Consider the following 17,331-nt stretch of genomic DNA (forward strand, 5'->3'; position numbering starts at 1 on the left):
ATAAAAGGAGAGATTCTATATGCTTATATTGAACGAACAACTAATCCAATCCATCTATAAAATCGAAGATGCCATTCGCGATGTCGAAGCCATGTTGGTAGCCATTCATGAAGGGCGTGTTGAAAATCCTCATCGGACAGTACTGAATGTCCCGGAACGCAACGGATCTGTTCTTTATATGCCGAGTTCGGATGGAACCTCAATGGCAGCGACCAAAATTGTCTCGATTTTTCCTGATAACAGCTCATCTGACCTTCCGACCACACAGGGAGCTATTTTACTCACAGAACTACAAACAGGAAGACATATAAGCCTACTGTCAGCTTCCTATCTGACACGATTGAGAACCGGAGCACTAAGTGCCATATCAGCCCGCCATCTCGCCAGGCCCGACAGCCAAGTCTTGACCGTCATTGGTACCGGCGGAATGGCATTCGAGCAAGTACTGGGAATTGTGAACGTGCTGCCGATTCAAGACATCTATTTAATCAATCGATCCATTGATAAAACTTACACATTCGGCGAAAAGCTCAAAGAGGCAGGTATTACCGCTAAAATACATACCGGAGTCGACCGGAACGAAGCAGTCGCCCAGTCCGATGTCATTTGCTGCGCGACCCGGTCAACTGAGGAAGTATTCGATGCCGATTATGTAAAAGCAGGGACACATATCATCGGCGTAGGCAGCTACTTACCTGAAATGCGTGAAATTCCGTTAAGAGCTATAGAACGAGCAACATTGATTTATGCCGATGATTATGAGGGAATGAAAGCGGAAGCCGGGGAATTCATTGATGCAGTGGAGCGAGGGAAATGGTCGTTTGATCGGCTTTCTGGTACTTTGAGTGAAATTCATGTGAAACAGGTAGAGCGTGGAGTTGACGATATTACTATTTTTAAATCGGTTGGGGCGGCTCATTTTGATTTGGCTGTGGCGAAGGGGGTTTTTGGGAAGGTTAGGCAAATAAATGAGGGGGAAAAGATTTTTTTGTAGGATTGATGGGATGAGAGAACAACTTCAGTGTTTCTCCTGCTGCAGATCCGTGCCTATCAAACAATAGATATCTCAATAAGATAATTTTATGGCCCTAAAGTTTTAATCAGTAACCTGATTTATTTTTTATAAACCATAGTTTTATAGACAAGTGCAATTTCCTCTTACATTTTTAAAACTATATTCTGAATAAAATTATCGTTAGTATCTCAACAACATCTTCCAAATATAGTATAATAATATAAAAATATGGATACGGAGGAACTGATTATATATGTCATTTAAAAATGAATTTGAAAACCAAGCGCGTGACCAAATTAAGGACAATCCTTTAATGCAAATTGTTAATGAATCAGATTTTGTTGGGTTTAGTTTTGATGTCAAATATCAAAAAGTATCATTAGTTACAAATGATTTTTGGAAAATGGAAGCTTTCGGGGTTCCTCATAACAGTTTTTTGATTGCCGCACCCTTTAATAAGGAGAATTTCATTGGGGCAGAGGAGATTGATCAAGAATTAATATTACTTCGAGTAATTTCCGAGTGTAAAATACCTAATGAAGATATCTGGTTACAGACGCGTGTTGACAAAATTAAGTCCCTTAAAGATACTGATTTAGATGCGCAAGCCAATGTTTCCTTAGACTTTGATAGATATTCAAAAAATGAAATGGGCTTTACTGGGCTTGAATGTCGTATTTTAGGTACATTCTATGAAGAAAGTGGAGAATTAAATTTCGGAGCGGATTTAGAAAATTATTTTGGTACAAAGTCTTTATACATATATAAGCCACAGGCTAACTCTCTTCAAAATATTGTGAATTTTATTGATCCATTAAGAAAAAAATCCATTATTGAAGAATTAAAAAGAGATGGAATTGATACAACAAATTACAATAATGCAAACCAATATGAAATTGGTACAATTAGGTATACTTCAACCAACCGTATGCAATCCAAGGTTCCATCAGTGAACGTAATGGTTAATCCGTTTGATTTTATTTCAAGAAGAACTGCTACTTTTGGTATGACAAGGACTGGTAAATCAAATACTGTAAAAACACTTATAAAAGCAATCAATAAAAATTGCAGTGTCCATAATATCACACTCTCACAAATTGTTTTTGATTTGAATGGGGAATACGCATTTCCAAATGTTCAAGATTCTAGTTCAGATGGTAAAAAAGTGTCTATATCAAACGAAATACCAAATTCCATTGTTTACACAATAAATTCTAAAGTAGAAGAAACATCAGAAATTAAGCAGTTAAGATTTAACTTTTTTAACAACTTAGTGTTAGCCCATGAATTCATAGTTTCATTATTAAATGTTTCTCCTTCTGCAAAAGCCACTGATATTGAAACTTTTATGAATATGGATGTTAGTGCGTGGTATGACGAAGATGCTCCAAGAAATATTAAAACTCGTGCAGAAAGTAATAAAACGTTATATAAATACTTGCTATATTTAATTGGCTGCCATTCAAACACTCTAACTTTGAAAATTCCATTTAGTAAAACAGCATTACAAAATGCAGCTCGCAATTTAAATAATTTAATAGCAGAAGTCACAGATGAAATTACTTCTTATACTGATGAAGGCAAGCGTATCCCTGCTAAATTAACTGCAAGGAGCCGAGAGTTAACAGAGCTATCTACTTCCTTAGCGGCTATTATTAACGATCTTAATAAAGCCTATGATTTAGATGAATTTGGAGCTAATCTAGCAAAAATAGATGAAATTGATCGCCTAATAAAAATTCCTTCAAGTAGTGGAGGGGACCTAATAAAGGACGATACTGCAATTTTGATGAATATTATTAATCAAAAAAACTCAAAGAATTCACCTTACCTAGGCTTCATTTCTATAAAAAAGGTTAGAGCAAGTGTATACCATAATGAAAACTCAAAAGATTATGTTGAGGAAATTATTAAAGACATGATTGCCGGTAAGACAATTGTACTGGATATTTCAAATGGCTCTCAAGAAATTAGAGATCGGATTACTAAGAAGATAGTAGAAAAGATTTTCTACAATAATTTAGATGAATTTACTAAAGGGAATTTCCCTCCTAAAGTTATACTTTATGTAGAAGAAGCTCATAACTTAATTGGCAAGGATATGGATTTAACTGATATTTGGCCGAGGACTGCTAAAGAAGGTGCAAAGTATGGCATAGGCTTGGTTTACTCTACTCAGGAGCCTTCTTCAATAAATAAAAATATTTTATCAAACACTGAGAATTGGTTTGTAACACATTTAAATAATGAAGATGAAATTAAAATTCTTTCAAAGTACTATGATTTTGGTGACTTTAAAGAATCCTTATTAAAGGCTAAAGATGTCGGTTTTGCAAGAATTAAAACAATGTCACAAAACTTTGTAATCCCGGTTCAAATTAAAAAGTTTGAAGGTGGGGAATAATGCCGTTTAATAATGAATTAGCAAATAAGTTAGCACATAATCGAATTCTTTCTAATCCTGTAGTACAAGAATCTTTAGCTAAATATAAAATCATATATGATAATGTTCCTACTGAAAAAGAATTACTAGAAAATTTTGTGGATATACCATTAGACTCGCCGAGATTGAGATCAATATTTTCTGTCGATGGAAGCTTTGATAGTGTATCAGTTAGTGATCGATTTCCTAGTGCTCAAGTGGGTTTTATCCAATTTAGTATGAACTTGGTCAAGCTTAATACTAATGCAAATATAATTAAGAATGGCCTTGTAAACCCTATCGAATATAACAAGATTACAGAAGCGCATACACATTCCTTAGATTTACCGATTTTTAATACAAAAATTGAAGGAAAAGACAATATAAGGGATTCCATTAGATTTCGTATTAACGATTATTTTATTTCATCTCGTACATTCTCTGATGAAAGTATAAATTTACTAGATACATTATATAATATTTTGTCTGAGGATGAGGTTAGAAATAACTTGAATTGTGTAAACGAAAAGTGTGCAAGAGAATATTTTAGAGATACTCGCACTAGTTATAAAGGCAATGAAGAAGAATTAAATGAACTTCTTATCACCAAAAGTAAATTAAACAATCTAGAAAAATCCTGTAAATGTCCAAATTGCGGTGAGGATATTCTGTTAATAGATTATCTGCGTCTGCATGAACTAATTGATGAAGAGTTAGGTTCAACAGGAATTTTAAGCAGATTATCTAAGGTTGTGGAACATCTCTATCCAATTAACTTTATTATGAGTGTGTTAGAAAATCCGGATATGCAAGAAGTCCATAAGTATGCTGCTTTAAGTGAAATTGGTTTCATTATAGATGGTCCATTAGCTATTTATGGTGAACCTGCTAAAGTTAATAGGGCTATCCACAGGTATCTGAATAAAATCAATCAAGAGCTTATCTCTCGTTCACTCAATCCTTTAGTTTATATTGGGCTATCAAAAACTGGAACAATAGTAGACTATATATCGCTTTTAATGACACACATTAGAGATAACTCAAGTGAAGCTAATGATTTGTTGTTACTTCCTAAAAACAAATTTATGTTGATTAGTGATGACTATCGCCATAAATATATACAACCAAAAATGAATGATAATTTGTTTGGGGCAGAAACTTATTATGGACAAGATATTGTTTATTTCAATCAGTTTAGCCAGCCTTATGTTCTAAGTGTACTTTATCCCATGAACCGTAATGAGGAGCTTTTTACAGAGAAAATATTTGAACTAGGCACTTATCCTAACCTTGGGAAAATTGGAAGTCTAATTAATGAACTTAAAGTAGATGTTTATGATAGTGCATTACTTCCTATAGTACTAGCACATAAATATGCTTCAATTAGTTTACAACCAGGAGTTAGCAGTTTAAAAGACTTTGCAAGAGCTGTATTACAGTAATAATCCTCAAAATAGCTCAACCTATTTAAAGGTTTGGGCTATTTCTTTTGCGTTCCGATGCGAATCCCGGTTAATATAAAAAACTCCTCGGGTAATGTGAGGAGTGAAAGATATTAATGACTATTAGTTAAAAACTTTATATTTAAACTGTTGGGTAATGTAATGGTAGGGCTATAGATTAGTATTTCCTTAGCTTTTCTTACATTATTTGCTGAATAATTTAGACTATATATTTTTTTGTTTTGACCTTGATACATTTTTTCAATCTCAGGTGAATAATCGTAAGTTGTTATCCAAAAAAAGGTGTTTAATGCTTTTATTTTTTTACTTATTTGTAAATGGTCATTATGTTGATAATAGTTTGCATATAAGTTTTGCCCTTGGATATAATATGGTGGATCGAAAAATATAAATGTTGATGTTGGGTCCATTTTTAAGATTACTTTATTTATGAATTCAGAAGCATCCAGGTTGGAAATAGTTATTTTATCTTGATAGTGACCGATTTTCCGGATTTTATTAATTAAGTTTTCTTTATTGAATCTACAGTTAATTTTATATTTTCCATTTTGTTGCTTACCACCAATTGGTCCACCATTTATTATTCCTGACACATTAGTGCGATTTAAGTAAAATGTTGAAAATCCAATTTCTAAATCAGTATATTTCATTTGATTTCTTTGAATTTCTCTCTGATGATGCCATTCTTCTATTGTTATAGGAGTATTATTAATCTTTTCAATGAAATGCTCAGTATTAAATATAACTGAATGCCAAAACTTATATACTGAAGGGTCTAAGTCATTGATATGGATTTTAGAAACGTAGTTATTAAATAGTAAAAATAAGGCTACACCTGCCCCCCCTGCGAAAGGCTCAACATAAGTCATAGATTCTTTAGAAGGCAAGCTGTTCAAAATGTCCACAATAAATTTCTTCATCTGTGTTTTTCCACCAGGATACCTTAAAGGTGAATCTGTTATAGGCAAAAAAATCACCTCCATTTCTAGTTATATCAATTATCATTTTTTATATAATGATTTCTAATATGGTTAAGAGCTATATTGAATTGATAAAAAAATTCACTTAAATCGTCTATGTTATCTTGCATCCAGTATCTAATTATATGAGTTCGTTCAAATAACATTTTATGTTCTTTAAACCAATCTTTATAATGCTCTCTAATTTTTCTATCATTTGCATAAGCAATTTTATCATTTATCCCTTTAATAATATTATCTCGAACCAATTGGGAATGTATATGTAAATCTTGGTTATCAATCCAGAAAGGATGATCCGTGCAATCTACTAATTCCTCTAAGTATAGATGGATCATTTGTTCAGGAGAATATCCTCCAGGGAGAGCGCAAATATTGTCATTTTCTTCTATTATTTGTAAATAATTAGAGCTTTTTTTAACATCACCATCTAAAGTTATAATTACGCTTTTAAAATATGAATCTTTTGAGGGTAATTTTAATAGTGTATCACAGCTGATATTTGCACTAATATAATCTAACCGCATGCCCTCTAAGTTTAGTGAATCTGAATTTTTGATTATAGATTCAAAGAAGAAGAGCGCTTCTTTATCTTCTAAATAAACTTTAACTTCTTGAGAATCATCATAGAAATTACTATATCTTAAAAACATATCATTTTTTATTTTTTTATAAGTTGCATTATTCATAACAGTAGGATTAATGGTGTTTTGTATATATAGCACATTATAATAAAGTTTATTATCAGCCGGGTTCTGACTTGTTTGTATTTTTCTCCCTAAAACTTCTTTAATAATTGTTAAAGAGTGGGAAGTGCAAATAATTTGTAGATTGAGTTCTTTTGAAGCCCTATCCAAAACTTTAATTAATTTTTCTTGTGCAGAAGGATGTAGACATGCGTCTATTTCATCAACAAGTAATATTCCACCGTTATAATTATCACCCAAATCTCTTTTAAGTTTTCTAAAAGAAACAAGTGCTGTTAATATTGAACTTAAACTATCTTGACCCAAAGAAATTGATTGATAGGGATAATCTTTAAAGTTTGGTCCAATAGATCTTTTAGATGTATGACGTAAATTTTGTTTGTAAATTTTCTCATCACTAATATTTTCGTTACCAATAATTTGTTTGTAATTTTCATTAAGATAATTAATGTCTTCCTCAGCTATATTACTGCTTGTTTTGAGGGAATATAATGATTTATCAGACTCACCTATGGGGATAACTCTACTCATCCCAATGTAAAGTGTCGGAATTGGAAATTTAGCATTTGCTCCTACATCTTCAACTGTTGTGTTCGTTAGTGTTCCTTCTTCATTAGCGTTTCGAGGAACTATTTTAAGTCGGTCATCTCCATGTTTTGATACTGTACATTTTTTATAAACTTTTTTTTGTTTATAGTCATACTCCATTATTACATTATATTTATTTTCCTTGTCTTGAATATAATCAGTATTGATATCCAAATGGAAAATTTCCTGAAATTGGCTTTGGTAAATCTTATCAAAATAACTTTTACGTCCTTTAAATTCGGACCCATTTGCAATTAGTCCTAGAATAGTTGATTTACCTATTCCATTATGACCTGCAATGACTGTCAGTCTGTCTCCTAGTTCTAATTTTATGTTCCTTAACTTTCTAAACTTTTTAATATTGATAAAATTTATTTTATTTCTTACTTTCTGTGTCAATATTATTCCCTCCCAATCCACAATAAGTTATATTATTAAAGTTTTATAATAGTTATTATTCTTCCCACTTTTACTTATTGGGGAATTGTTAAAATCCAAAAGATAAAACTTTTTGTAATTTCATGTAAATTGTATCGTATATAGTCATGATAATGAATAATATTGTATTAAATTGTTGGAAAATGTAAGAGGTATAGCGTAATATTCCTAAAATTTTCTTGAATAACAGTTAGAAGTAGCTTGGACTTTTTTGGAGGTTTAAGAATAGGTTTTTCCTTTGAATAAATATCAAGCAGTGAATTGGTTCTTTATTTAAGACTTCACCATCTCACCCTTAAGAATGATAAAATAAATGAGAGATATTTACATTTTTAAAAAACCAATACGTTGAGCAACAAATGGAAAAATGCAGAAGGGGCGAGGGTAGTTGATCGTATATGAGGCGACAAAGGATGAGTTCTTGAAAGATGTTTTTGATGATGAGTTGGTGAATAATATTGTCTTCAATTACAACAGCAAGATTGGTCGAATCAATGAGCGGGAGGTTCGTTCTTGGCACAACTCTATGCAGTATATGCACAGAGTATTGAGTGATAGTGAAATCCCTAAGGATGCCGGAGTTGCAATTGAGTTCAAGATTCCTCACACCTCGAAGCGTGTGGATTTCCTTATTTCTGGTTCTGACCAGAATGCCCGGCAATCGATTGTTATTGTTGAATTAAAACAGTGGGAAAGTGTTGAGAAGATTGAAGGAAAAGAGGCGATTGTAAAAACGTTGATCAATCGCGGGGTGCGGGAGACTACTCATCCTTCCTATCAGGCGTGGTCCTATGCAGCATTGATCAAGGACTACAATGAAAATGCACAACAGGAAGATATTCAACTATATCCATGTGCATACCTGCATAACTACATAACCCAGGGCGAAAAGGATCCGCTGACTGACCCGGTCTATGAACATTATATAGAGGAAGCGCCAGTTTTTATAAAAGGTGATTCAGGTAAACTTCGCGATTTTATCAAAAGGTATATCAAACACGGTGATAATAAGGAAATTTTATATACGATCGATAAAGGAAGGATTAGGCCGTCCAAATCGCTGCAGGATTCATTGAATAGTATGCTCCAGGGGAATAGGGAGTTTGTTATGATTGATGACCAGAAAGTGATTTATGAGACGGCGTTGCATCTGTCTAGTGAAGCCTTGCGGACAAACACGAAACAGGTATTAGTCGTTGAGGGCGGACCAGGTACAGGGAAGTCTGTATTGGCGATTAACTTGATGGTAGAGGCTACGAACCGCAGTTTAGTTACTCAATATGTCACTAAAAATGCAGCACCTAGAAACATTTATGCGACCAAGCTAAAGCAAAACTTCCTTAAAGGCCATATCGATAACTTATTCGTTGGATCAGGAAGCTATATCAATGCACCAGCAAATGAATTTGATGTTCTGGTAGTTGATGAAGCCCATCGCCTGAATGAGAAGTCCGGACTTTTCAGCAACCTTGGTGAAAATCAGGTCAAGGAAATTATCAATGCTTCAAAACTGGCAGTCTTTTTTATTGATGAACGACAGCGGGTTACTCTGAAGGATATCGGAAGTATCGGCATGATCAAGAAGTTTGCTGGTGAACTAGGAGCTGAGGTGTCAACGGTCAAGCTGGAATCACAGTTTCGTTGTAATGGCTCGGATGGTTATCTAAGCTGGATTGACGACGTGTTGCAGATTCGGGAGACAGCTAACTCGAACTACATCGGAACAAATTATGATTTCCGCATCTATAAGGATCCAAACGAGATACGCGATGAAATCGAAAGGCTGAACAAAAAGAATAACAAATCGCGCATGGTGGCTGGCTACTGTTGGAACTGGATCAAGGAAGGGAAGTCCAACACCAATTTTCACGATATTGAGTTACCGGAACACAAGTTTAGCATGAGCTGGAATCTCGATAACTCCGCAACATGGGCAATTGACGAAAGCTCAGTAAATGAAATCGGCTGTATACACACCTGCCAGGGACTTGAGTTTGATTATGTTGGTGTAATTATTGGCGATGATCTGGTATATAGGGATGGAGAAGTGATCACCGATTATACCAAACGTGCCAAAACTGATAACTCATTAAAAGGCTTGAAGAAAATGCTCAAGGAGAAACCTGAAGAAGCTAAACAGCTTGCTGATGAAATTATTCGTAATACTTACCGTACATTGATGACCCGGGGACAGAAGGGGTGCTTTGTTTATTGTACCGATAAGGAGTTAGAGGCTTATATTATTGAGCGGGTTAGGGATATCCAGCAGAGTTATGAGGAGAATGAGTTTTTTAGGGAGATGCCGCAGGTGGCGGAGGAAGATGGAGAGTATAAATAATCTAATCAGCTCTTTGCTCATAGCAAGGAGCTTTTTTATATAAGATTCTTTTCCAACTCCCACAATTAGGAGGTTTTTATTACTAGACCAAAATTACATTAATAAAAAATTCTATATTCGTATCCAAGAATAGACATTTATTGTAACATTTATTTATATAGTAAATTTTCCCTATAAAGGAGATGTGTCGTTTGGCAAATCAATTAAATCCAATGCAAGAGAAAGCCGTAACTACTACAGAAGGTCCTGTCTTGATTATTGCTGGTCCTGGATCAGGAAAGACACATACTCTGGTTGAAAGAATCACTTATTTAATACAAAAGAAAAATGTTAGTCCAGAAGAAATTTTAATTGCGACCTTTACAGAGAAAGCTGCTAAGGAGTTGCAGACGAGGGTATCAAACAGATTGAGTGGAGAGAATATCGTTTTTAACTTGAACGAGATGTATATTGGCACCATACATTCAATTTGTTTAAGGATTCTTGAAGAAAATAGAGATTATACCAGACTGAAAAAAAACTACCGAATGATGGATCAGTTTGATCAACAATTTTTTATTTACCAAAACTTACGGACTTTCCAGACTGTCCAAAATGTTGATTTACTTCTCCAAGGCGGTCGGAAATGGGACCAGTCGGCTCAATTGTTAAAGTTAATTAATAAAATATCCGAAGAATTAATCAATTCAAAGAAGCTAATTAAATCTAAAAATGAAAAGATTAAAGCACTAGGTCTCTGTTATGAACTATATCAGGACCTACTTGAAAATGAGAATGCCTTGGATTTTTCAACTATTCAATTGGAAGCTTATAAACTTTTGGAAGCGCATCCGGAGATTAGAGAATCACTTCAAGAGAAGATTAAATACCTCATGATTGATGAGTATCAGGATACGAATACTATACAAGAAAAAATTATCATGAAGTTGACAAATAATAAGGAGAACCTTTGTGTAGTTGGTGATGATGACCAAGGTTTATATAGGTTTAGAGGCGCTACAATTCGAAATATACTGGAGTTTCCTGCTAATTTTAAGAGCTGTACACATATTCAACTTAACACCAACTATCGCTCACACCCGGACATAATTAATCACTATAACAAATGGATGGAAGAATTGAATTGGACAGAACAAGGTGTGTCATTCCGTTATAAGAAAGAAATAAAACCACCCGAAAAACAATTTCATAACATACAATCAGTAGTGAAAGTTTCTGGTGATATAAGAAAGAAAGACTGGCATCAGGAAGTCTATGATTTTTTAATGACTTTAAAAGACCAAGGAGCAATTACAGACTGGAATCAAGTGGCATTTCTTTTCTGGTCTGTTAAGAATCAAAAGGTAGTTCAACTTTCTAAGTTCCTAGAGGACAAAGGAATCCCTGTATATTCTCCTCGTTCGAATATGTTTTTTAAGAGAGAAGAGGTTAGATTATTACTTGGAGCGTATATGTTCCTTTTTCCACAGATAAGCACTGTTAGAATGTGGAGGCCTGATGCTCGACTAGCTGATTGGAATTATCATGATGAATGCCTTCATCATTTCCTGATGGAATTAAATAAACCAGAAAATAGAGAACTAAAAGAATGGGCTGATGAGAAAGCTGTAATACATAAAAATCTAGCTGAGAATCTGAATTATGGTTTCTCTGGTTTATTTTATCAATTGTTACAGTTCCCGTTATTTAGAAGATATTTAGATGATTATACAGGAAAAACAATGGATAGTAGGGCTGGGCGAAATCTTTCTATATTCTCTCAAATCCTTGTAAAGTTCGAATATCAGGAAAGAATGGACGTTATTACTCCAGCAAAGATTGATAATAAACTGCGCAGCTTTTGGAATCAATATATACGTTTTCTAGCAGAAGGCGGAATAAATGAATATGAAGATGATTCGGAGTATGCGCCAAGTGGATGTGTATCTTTTTTAACTATTCATCAATCAAAAGGTTTGGAATTTCCGGTTGTAGTGGTGGGCTCTTTAAATAAGGATCCTGAACCAAGTTATTCAGAGGTAGAGGAAATACTCGAATTAGAATACAGCACGAAAGAGCCTTTCGAGCCAATACACAAGGTGCATTATTATGACTTTTGGAGATTGTATTATACTGCATTCTCGAGAGCCCAGAATCTACTTGTGTTGACAGGGCAGGAGCAAAACGGGAGATGGAGATGTCCTTCTTATTCTTTTAGTCGTATATATAATAGTTTGCCAAATTGGAGAAGTGTACCTGTTGCTCAAATAGAATATGAGAAAGTGAAAGATGTTAACTTTAAAGAGACATATTCTTTCACCTCTCATATAAATCTATATAACACTTGTCCGCTTCAATATAAGTTTTTTAAAGACTTATCATTCACTCCGGTCCGGCAGGGAGCACAAATATTTGGAACACTAGTTCATCAAACGATTGAAGATATTCATAAGGCTGTTTTAAACGGAAAAGAACATGAAATAACATCTGAAAATATCGATTCATGGTTCGAGACAAATTATAAATTTTTAACAAACAGAGAGCGAGTGTATTTAGGGGCGCCACAGCAACTAGCTGCACTGCACCAGGTTAAACGTTATATTGATAAGCATCAAAGTGATTGGTCAAAAGTGAAAGGGGCGGAGGTAGAGCTTTCACTTGTAAAAGAGGAGTATATTATTAAAGGCCAAGTTGATTTAATTCGTGGAGAGGATGGAACTGTTGAGATAATCGACTTTAAATCGGAAAAGAAACCAAATCTGGATCAAGAGCGGTTAACTCATTACCAAAAACAGCTAGAAGTATATGCTCACTTAGTTGAAGAAAAAGAAAAAGTAAAAGTAAGTAAGATGCATCTATACTACACAGGGGAAACAGAACAATCTCCTTATGTAAGCTTTGAAAAAAGCGCGAGCTCTGTAAGGGAGACAATGGAAACATTTGATTCAACTGTGAAAAATATAGTAAGCAGGAATTATCAAGTGAAAAAGCGTCCAAAACAACATTGTCCCAACTGTGACATTAGATATTACTGTAATAAAAAAGAGAATGAGAAACTTCCATTAAAGTAATTGATTATGATGAGGAATCGTACACATTAATCTGAAAAAGAAAGGGTGTTTATACATGGGGGTTTATGGAATCGGTGCAGCTTATGGGGGACATAGAGATAAAACGAAGGAGTTTCTATCTAATCAATGTGCTTGTATTGGATGGAACGAAACAGAAGCTCCAAGTCTTCATAAAATGCTATCTAAGATTAGGATTAGTGATTTCATCTATATAAAATCAATGTCGATATCGACAAAAAGCTTAATTATTAAGGCTGTTGGCATAGTCGTTGATGACAATATAGAAGAGAAAGGAAATTTAGGTAAAGGTGTGACTGTAGACTGGCTGTGGAACGGGAAAAAAGAAATTCCAATCACTGCCGAAATGTACAAAAATAATGTCTTTAATAACACTCTTTATGAAGAATACTTGCCTGAAATCCAAAGATTAGTTTTATGTTTGGCATTGAAAAAGGGAAATGGTAAACACGTAGAGCTAGTTTGATTTTTTCATTAGTTATTTCCCTTCATTAAAAATATACATCATGAATTTAGACACCTGGGTATAAATTTTCTCACTAAATGGATTCCCACGTAGCCTCGTTCCTAAGATGTGAGGATAAAGAGCAAAACTAACGACAAAACATAAGTCTAAATGGTAGAAGTAAGGGGCAGAAATAAATGACGTTACTACAATTCCAATTAAAACGTGACCAAGCTGGCAATCTCATAAAAGTTACAAATTATAGAGGATACACAGTAATACAAGATCCTAAATTTGATATGGAAGCAGCGTTGGCAAACTTTGAAGATGGAAGTTGTTGTATTATAATTGGTGATTCATTTGAAAAATGCTCAGCAGATATTCAAGAGTTTATATTATTACATGAGATAGGACATAGTGAATGTCAACATAAAAGCTCGACAATGGGAGCAGGATATTCATCACAACAAGTAATGGATATATACACAGAGGAAAGGCTTGCAGGAAAACATCTTCAGAGCGAATTCGAAGCAGATGAATACGCTGCAATAGTTATGGGCCGAGAGGTAGCGCTTAAGGCGCTTGAATACTTTCATCAGAAGTATCAATTTATGCAAAGATCGTATAAGAATCATAGCAACACTAATCAGATTGAATTTGTTTTGAATGAATTGGAGAAGAGAATAGCTAATATAAAATCAAATTTTGAAAATTAATGTTACATTAGCGTGAAATATTGCATAAATAAGATAGGGGTTTTTACTATGAGTGATCTTTTGGAGAGTTTAAAGAGATATAAGGTACAAAATAGGGATCGACATTCAGATCCAAGTAATACAATAAAACATTGTATTGAAAATGAGTTGGTTCCTATTCAACTCCCGGACAAAAATACTTTTGATTTAAGTTCCATAATAATAGAGATATGGGGTTTTAAGGATGCGCATTTGGCCCATGAGTTTAAAATAGATAATTATTCATTAGTTAACACCTCTTTTAAATCAGTAGTGGCTGCTGCTAAAAATAATACAAATCTCTATGACACACCTTCAGCCAAAAGAAGATTATTTCCAATTTATTTTATTACAGTTGGTGAGGGCGACGAACAAGAGTTAATATATATTGGACAAACTTTGAGTGGTGAGCGATTTACTAACGGGCATATCGTAACTCAAAAATTAAACAATCCAATATACAATGGAAAGTTAAAAAGAGTTCATTTTGCCCAACTTTGGGTTGAATTCTCAAATGATGGGGAAGAATTGTTATGCCCGGTTGAGTGGATTTGTAACGAAGCGCTTGTTACTGATATAGTACTCTTTTTAGAAAGAACTTTAATGATTCACTTTAAGAAAATTGGAGAGAACCTTTTTAATATTGCAGGGATAACTCATAATCCTGTTATGGCTCTTACATGGGGGGCTAGTGGAATTCCTCTAACAGATCGGAATGATGAAAGAGATTACGAATCTGTTAGCATACTTGATATGTGTGATTCTGGGTTTAAAATGGATTTACATCAAATTAAAGATGAAGATATAGAAGAAATTTTAACTGAATGGGTAAGTAAATTGAAAAAAAATAAATAGTTCCTTGTTAAATGGTCAAACAGGATTATTGTATAAGGAGCTTTCTTTTCTTAGAAATTTTAATATTCCGAAACCATAATAAGAACGATTATCTGGTTTTATTTAACTATCAAGTATTACGGCCCTCCTATTTCTGAGATTATTATAAAAATACAACTGCCTCTCATAAGTTGCCCACATACACTCAACACCTGCGAAGTTGGTGCGAAGATTGTTCTTGCATAAAGAGTAGGGCCTTATCATTTGGTGGATAAGGCTCTTTTAGCGGTGAGAATTGCACTAATTGAAAAGATATTTCGACTCCCAAATGATACCTAAGAACCGGCCGTATGTCTCCCTATGTCACCTTAGAACGCATTGATGGTGTAGTTGCCTTGATTATGGCAATGAAGGGCATAAGAATGAAAATAGAGAGCGCTTATGATGTTCGAGGGACTTTGATACTGTACCTTTGCGAGGAAATTCCCGATGTGGTCATTCCACAATATGGTATAATAATAGAATAAAAGTCACGGCTTGCTAAATTGTGCAGTATTATAATAAGGTGGTATTCAAACATGGCGATTGGAAATATAAAAACGGGAAAACTCTTATATCATTTGACAAGATTGTCGAACTTAGACTCCATATTGGCAAACGGTTTAGTATCAAGGAAAATAGTTAAAGATAATGAAGTTCCCTTTTTTGACGTTGCAGACCAAGAGATTATTTTTAAACGGACTGAACTTGGGCTTGATGAGTATATACCTTTTCATTTTCATCCTTATTCTTCATTCGATGTTGCAGTGAAAAGCACATACCCTGATGAAGAATTCATTTATATTTGCATTTCCAGGGAAAATGCTAAGTATAATAAGTTTAAAATACTGCCGCGACACCCCCTAAATAATAAAGAAACATACCAATTGTTTGAGTACGATGAAGGCTTTGATGCCATTGATTGGGATACAATGCACACACTAGGAACAGAAGATCGTTATACAAAGAGTGTGAAAATGGCAGAGTGTCTCACCGATCTTATTGTTCCACCAAAGGTATTTAAAAGTATTTATGTAAAGAGTGAAGAAACGCGAAAAATCCTTGAAGAAAAACTAAAATCTGAAGGGATAACCCAAAATCCACCCTATATCAATATAGGACCATGGCTTTAAGAATAACCTAAGAAAAGAAAGTGAGGTGAAAACGTGATTATTTATACAACCGGTGACTTGTTAAGTTCTTCAGCTGAAGCTCTAGTTAATACTGTAAACTGCGAAGGCTATATGGGAAAGGGAATTGCTTATCAGTTTAAATTAAAATTCCCAGAGAACAATAAAGATTATGTAAAGGCTTGTAAAACAGGTGAACTACAGATTGGAAAGCTTCACTATTATAAGGAAGACAGTAAGATTATAGTGAATTTCCCGACTAAAAATAAGTGGAGAGCAAAGTCTAAGATGGAATATGTAGAAAAAGGACTAGATGAGCTTGTACCATTAATTGAAAAGTTAGGGGTTCAGTCAATTGCCATACCACCTTTAGGAAGTGGGAATGGAGGTCTTGTTTGGAGCGAGGTAAAGAAACTGATTGAAGAGAAGCTAACAGTAGTGGATGAGAAGGTCAAAATTTTTATTTACGAACCATCTCAAAACTATGTAGCTCAACCAAAAGTAGAACCTAATTTAAGTCTATCAGCACTTGTATTAATGAATATAAAACATCACCTTGATAAATTTGATACGTTACGACTTCAAAAAACAGCTTTCTATATGGATGTTTTTTCTAATGAAAATTATTTCAATTTCACTAGACATAAATGTGGTCCGTACGATAATTCGATTGCCATTATTAGCAGGAATATTAAAGAATTTCAGAAGTATCATGGCGTAAATAATACCGAAGAGGCATACGGAATTCTCTATAATAAAATTGTGAGTGGTCAGGTAGAATTAAAATTAGGGACCTTAGAGCCTTTTATCGAAAAAGCGGCAGACTATGTGAACAACCTCCGTTCTACCCATGAATTGGAATGCTTATCGACCGTTACCTATCTATTGAAAGAGAAAGAGGAGTTATCTCAGGAAGAAATTGTTGATGAGTTTAAGCGCTGGTCAGAAGATAAGGGAAATAGGTTTTCTGAAGAAGAAATCATCAATGGAATTGAAAAGTTATTCGAAACGGGTATCATTGAAAAGACATTAATGGGGTACACGCTTAGCAAAACCCTTCATAACTAAATACTAAAAATTACATAGCATCTCACAAGAGGGTGCTATTTTTTTATACTCTTTTTAGAAGGTGG

General features: G+C 34.2%; 12 protein-coding genes. 10 read left to right on the forward strand and 2 right to left on the reverse strand.

Features of this window, described 5'->3' with window-relative positions; genetic code table 11:
• Positions 1 to 19: 19 nt before the first annotated feature.
• From LGO15_RS03030 to LGO15_RS03040, 3 genes are all read left to right on the forward strand, one after another.
• The gene (locus tag LGO15_RS03030) at positions 20 to 994 is read left to right on the forward strand and encodes an ornithine cyclodeaminase family protein (protein WP_226086690.1); all 975 of its coding nucleotides are present in this window, start codon (positions 20 to 22) and stop codon (positions 992 to 994) included.
• 274 nt (positions 995 to 1,268) lie between these two features.
• Complete coding sequence (locus LGO15_RS03035; RefSeq protein WP_226086691.1) at positions 1,269 to 3,419, forward strand: ATP-binding protein; 2,151 nt, start codon at positions 1,269 to 1,271, stop codon at positions 3,417 to 3,419.
• Positions 3,419 to 4,879, forward strand: a complete 1,461-nt coding sequence (locus LGO15_RS03040) for a hypothetical protein (protein ID WP_226086692.1) — start codon at positions 3,419 to 3,421, stop codon at positions 4,877 to 4,879. The genes LGO15_RS03035 and LGO15_RS03040 overlap by 1 nt, the downstream gene beginning before the upstream one ends.
• A 113-nt stretch (positions 4,880 to 4,992) precedes the next feature.
• On the opposite strand, the gene LGO15_RS03045 is transcribed toward LGO15_RS03040, so the two are convergent.
• Both LGO15_RS03045 and LGO15_RS03050 read right to left on the reverse strand, forming a co-directional pair.
• Positions 4,993 to 5,877 (reverse strand): DNA adenine methylase, encoded by an 885-nt coding sequence (locus LGO15_RS03045; protein WP_226087805.1) that lies wholly within the window; start codon positions 5,875 to 5,877, stop codon positions 4,993 to 4,995.
• Positions 5,878 to 5,894: 17 nt separating this feature from the next.
• Entirely contained in the window at positions 5,895 to 7,571 is a 1,677-nt protein-coding gene (locus tag LGO15_RS03050; RefSeq protein ID WP_226086693.1) for an ATP-binding protein, read from the reverse strand.
• A gap of 427 nt (positions 7,572 to 7,998) precedes the next feature.
• Between LGO15_RS03050 and LGO15_RS03055 the strand changes: the two genes are divergently transcribed.
• The 7 genes from LGO15_RS03055 (at position 7,999) to LGO15_RS03085 (ending at position 17,266) form a co-directional block, all read left to right on the forward strand.
• Positions 7,999 to 9,948, forward strand: a complete 1,950-nt coding sequence (locus LGO15_RS03055) for a DUF2075 domain-containing protein (protein WP_226086694.1) — start codon at positions 7,999 to 8,001, stop codon at positions 9,946 to 9,948.
• A gap of 191 nt (positions 9,949 to 10,139) precedes the next feature.
• Positions 10,140 to 12,998 (forward strand): ATP-dependent helicase, encoded by a 2,859-nt coding sequence (locus LGO15_RS03060; protein WP_226086695.1) that lies wholly within the window; start codon positions 10,140 to 10,142, stop codon positions 12,996 to 12,998.
• Positions 12,999 to 13,053: 55 nt separating this feature from the next.
• Positions 13,054 to 13,482: a hypothetical protein gene (locus LGO15_RS03065; protein ID WP_226086696.1), complete on the forward strand. Its 429-nt coding sequence runs from the start codon at positions 13,054 to 13,056 to the stop codon at positions 13,480 to 13,482.
• A 176-nt stretch (positions 13,483 to 13,658) separates the two neighbouring features.
• Positions 13,659 to 14,177, forward strand: coding sequence for a M48 family metalloprotease (locus LGO15_RS03070; protein ID WP_226086697.1), 519 nt, complete (start codon positions 13,659 to 13,661; stop codon positions 14,175 to 14,177).
• 48 nt (positions 14,178 to 14,225) lie between these two features.
• Positions 14,226 to 15,050, forward strand: a complete 825-nt coding sequence (locus tag LGO15_RS03075; protein ID WP_226086698.1) for a hypothetical protein — start codon at positions 14,226 to 14,228, stop codon at positions 15,048 to 15,050.
• Positions 15,051 to 15,607: 557 nt separating this feature from the next.
• A complete protein-coding gene (locus tag LGO15_RS03080; protein ID WP_226086699.1) occupies positions 15,608 to 16,201 on the forward strand; it encodes a DarT ssDNA thymidine ADP-ribosyltransferase family protein in 594 nt (197 codons plus the stop codon).
• A gap of 33 nt (positions 16,202 to 16,234) precedes the next feature.
• Complete coding sequence (locus tag LGO15_RS03085) at positions 16,235 to 17,266, forward strand: type II toxin-antitoxin system antitoxin DNA ADP-ribosyl glycohydrolase DarG (protein ID WP_226086700.1); 1,032 nt, start codon at positions 16,235 to 16,237, stop codon at positions 17,264 to 17,266.
• Positions 17,267 to 17,331 lie beyond the last annotated feature (65 nt).

The sequence above is a fragment of the Mesobacillus sp. S13 genome, from assembly GCF_020422885.1.
GTDB lineage: Bacteria > Bacillota > Bacilli > Bacillales > Cytobacillaceae > Mesobacillus > Mesobacillus selenatarsenatis_A.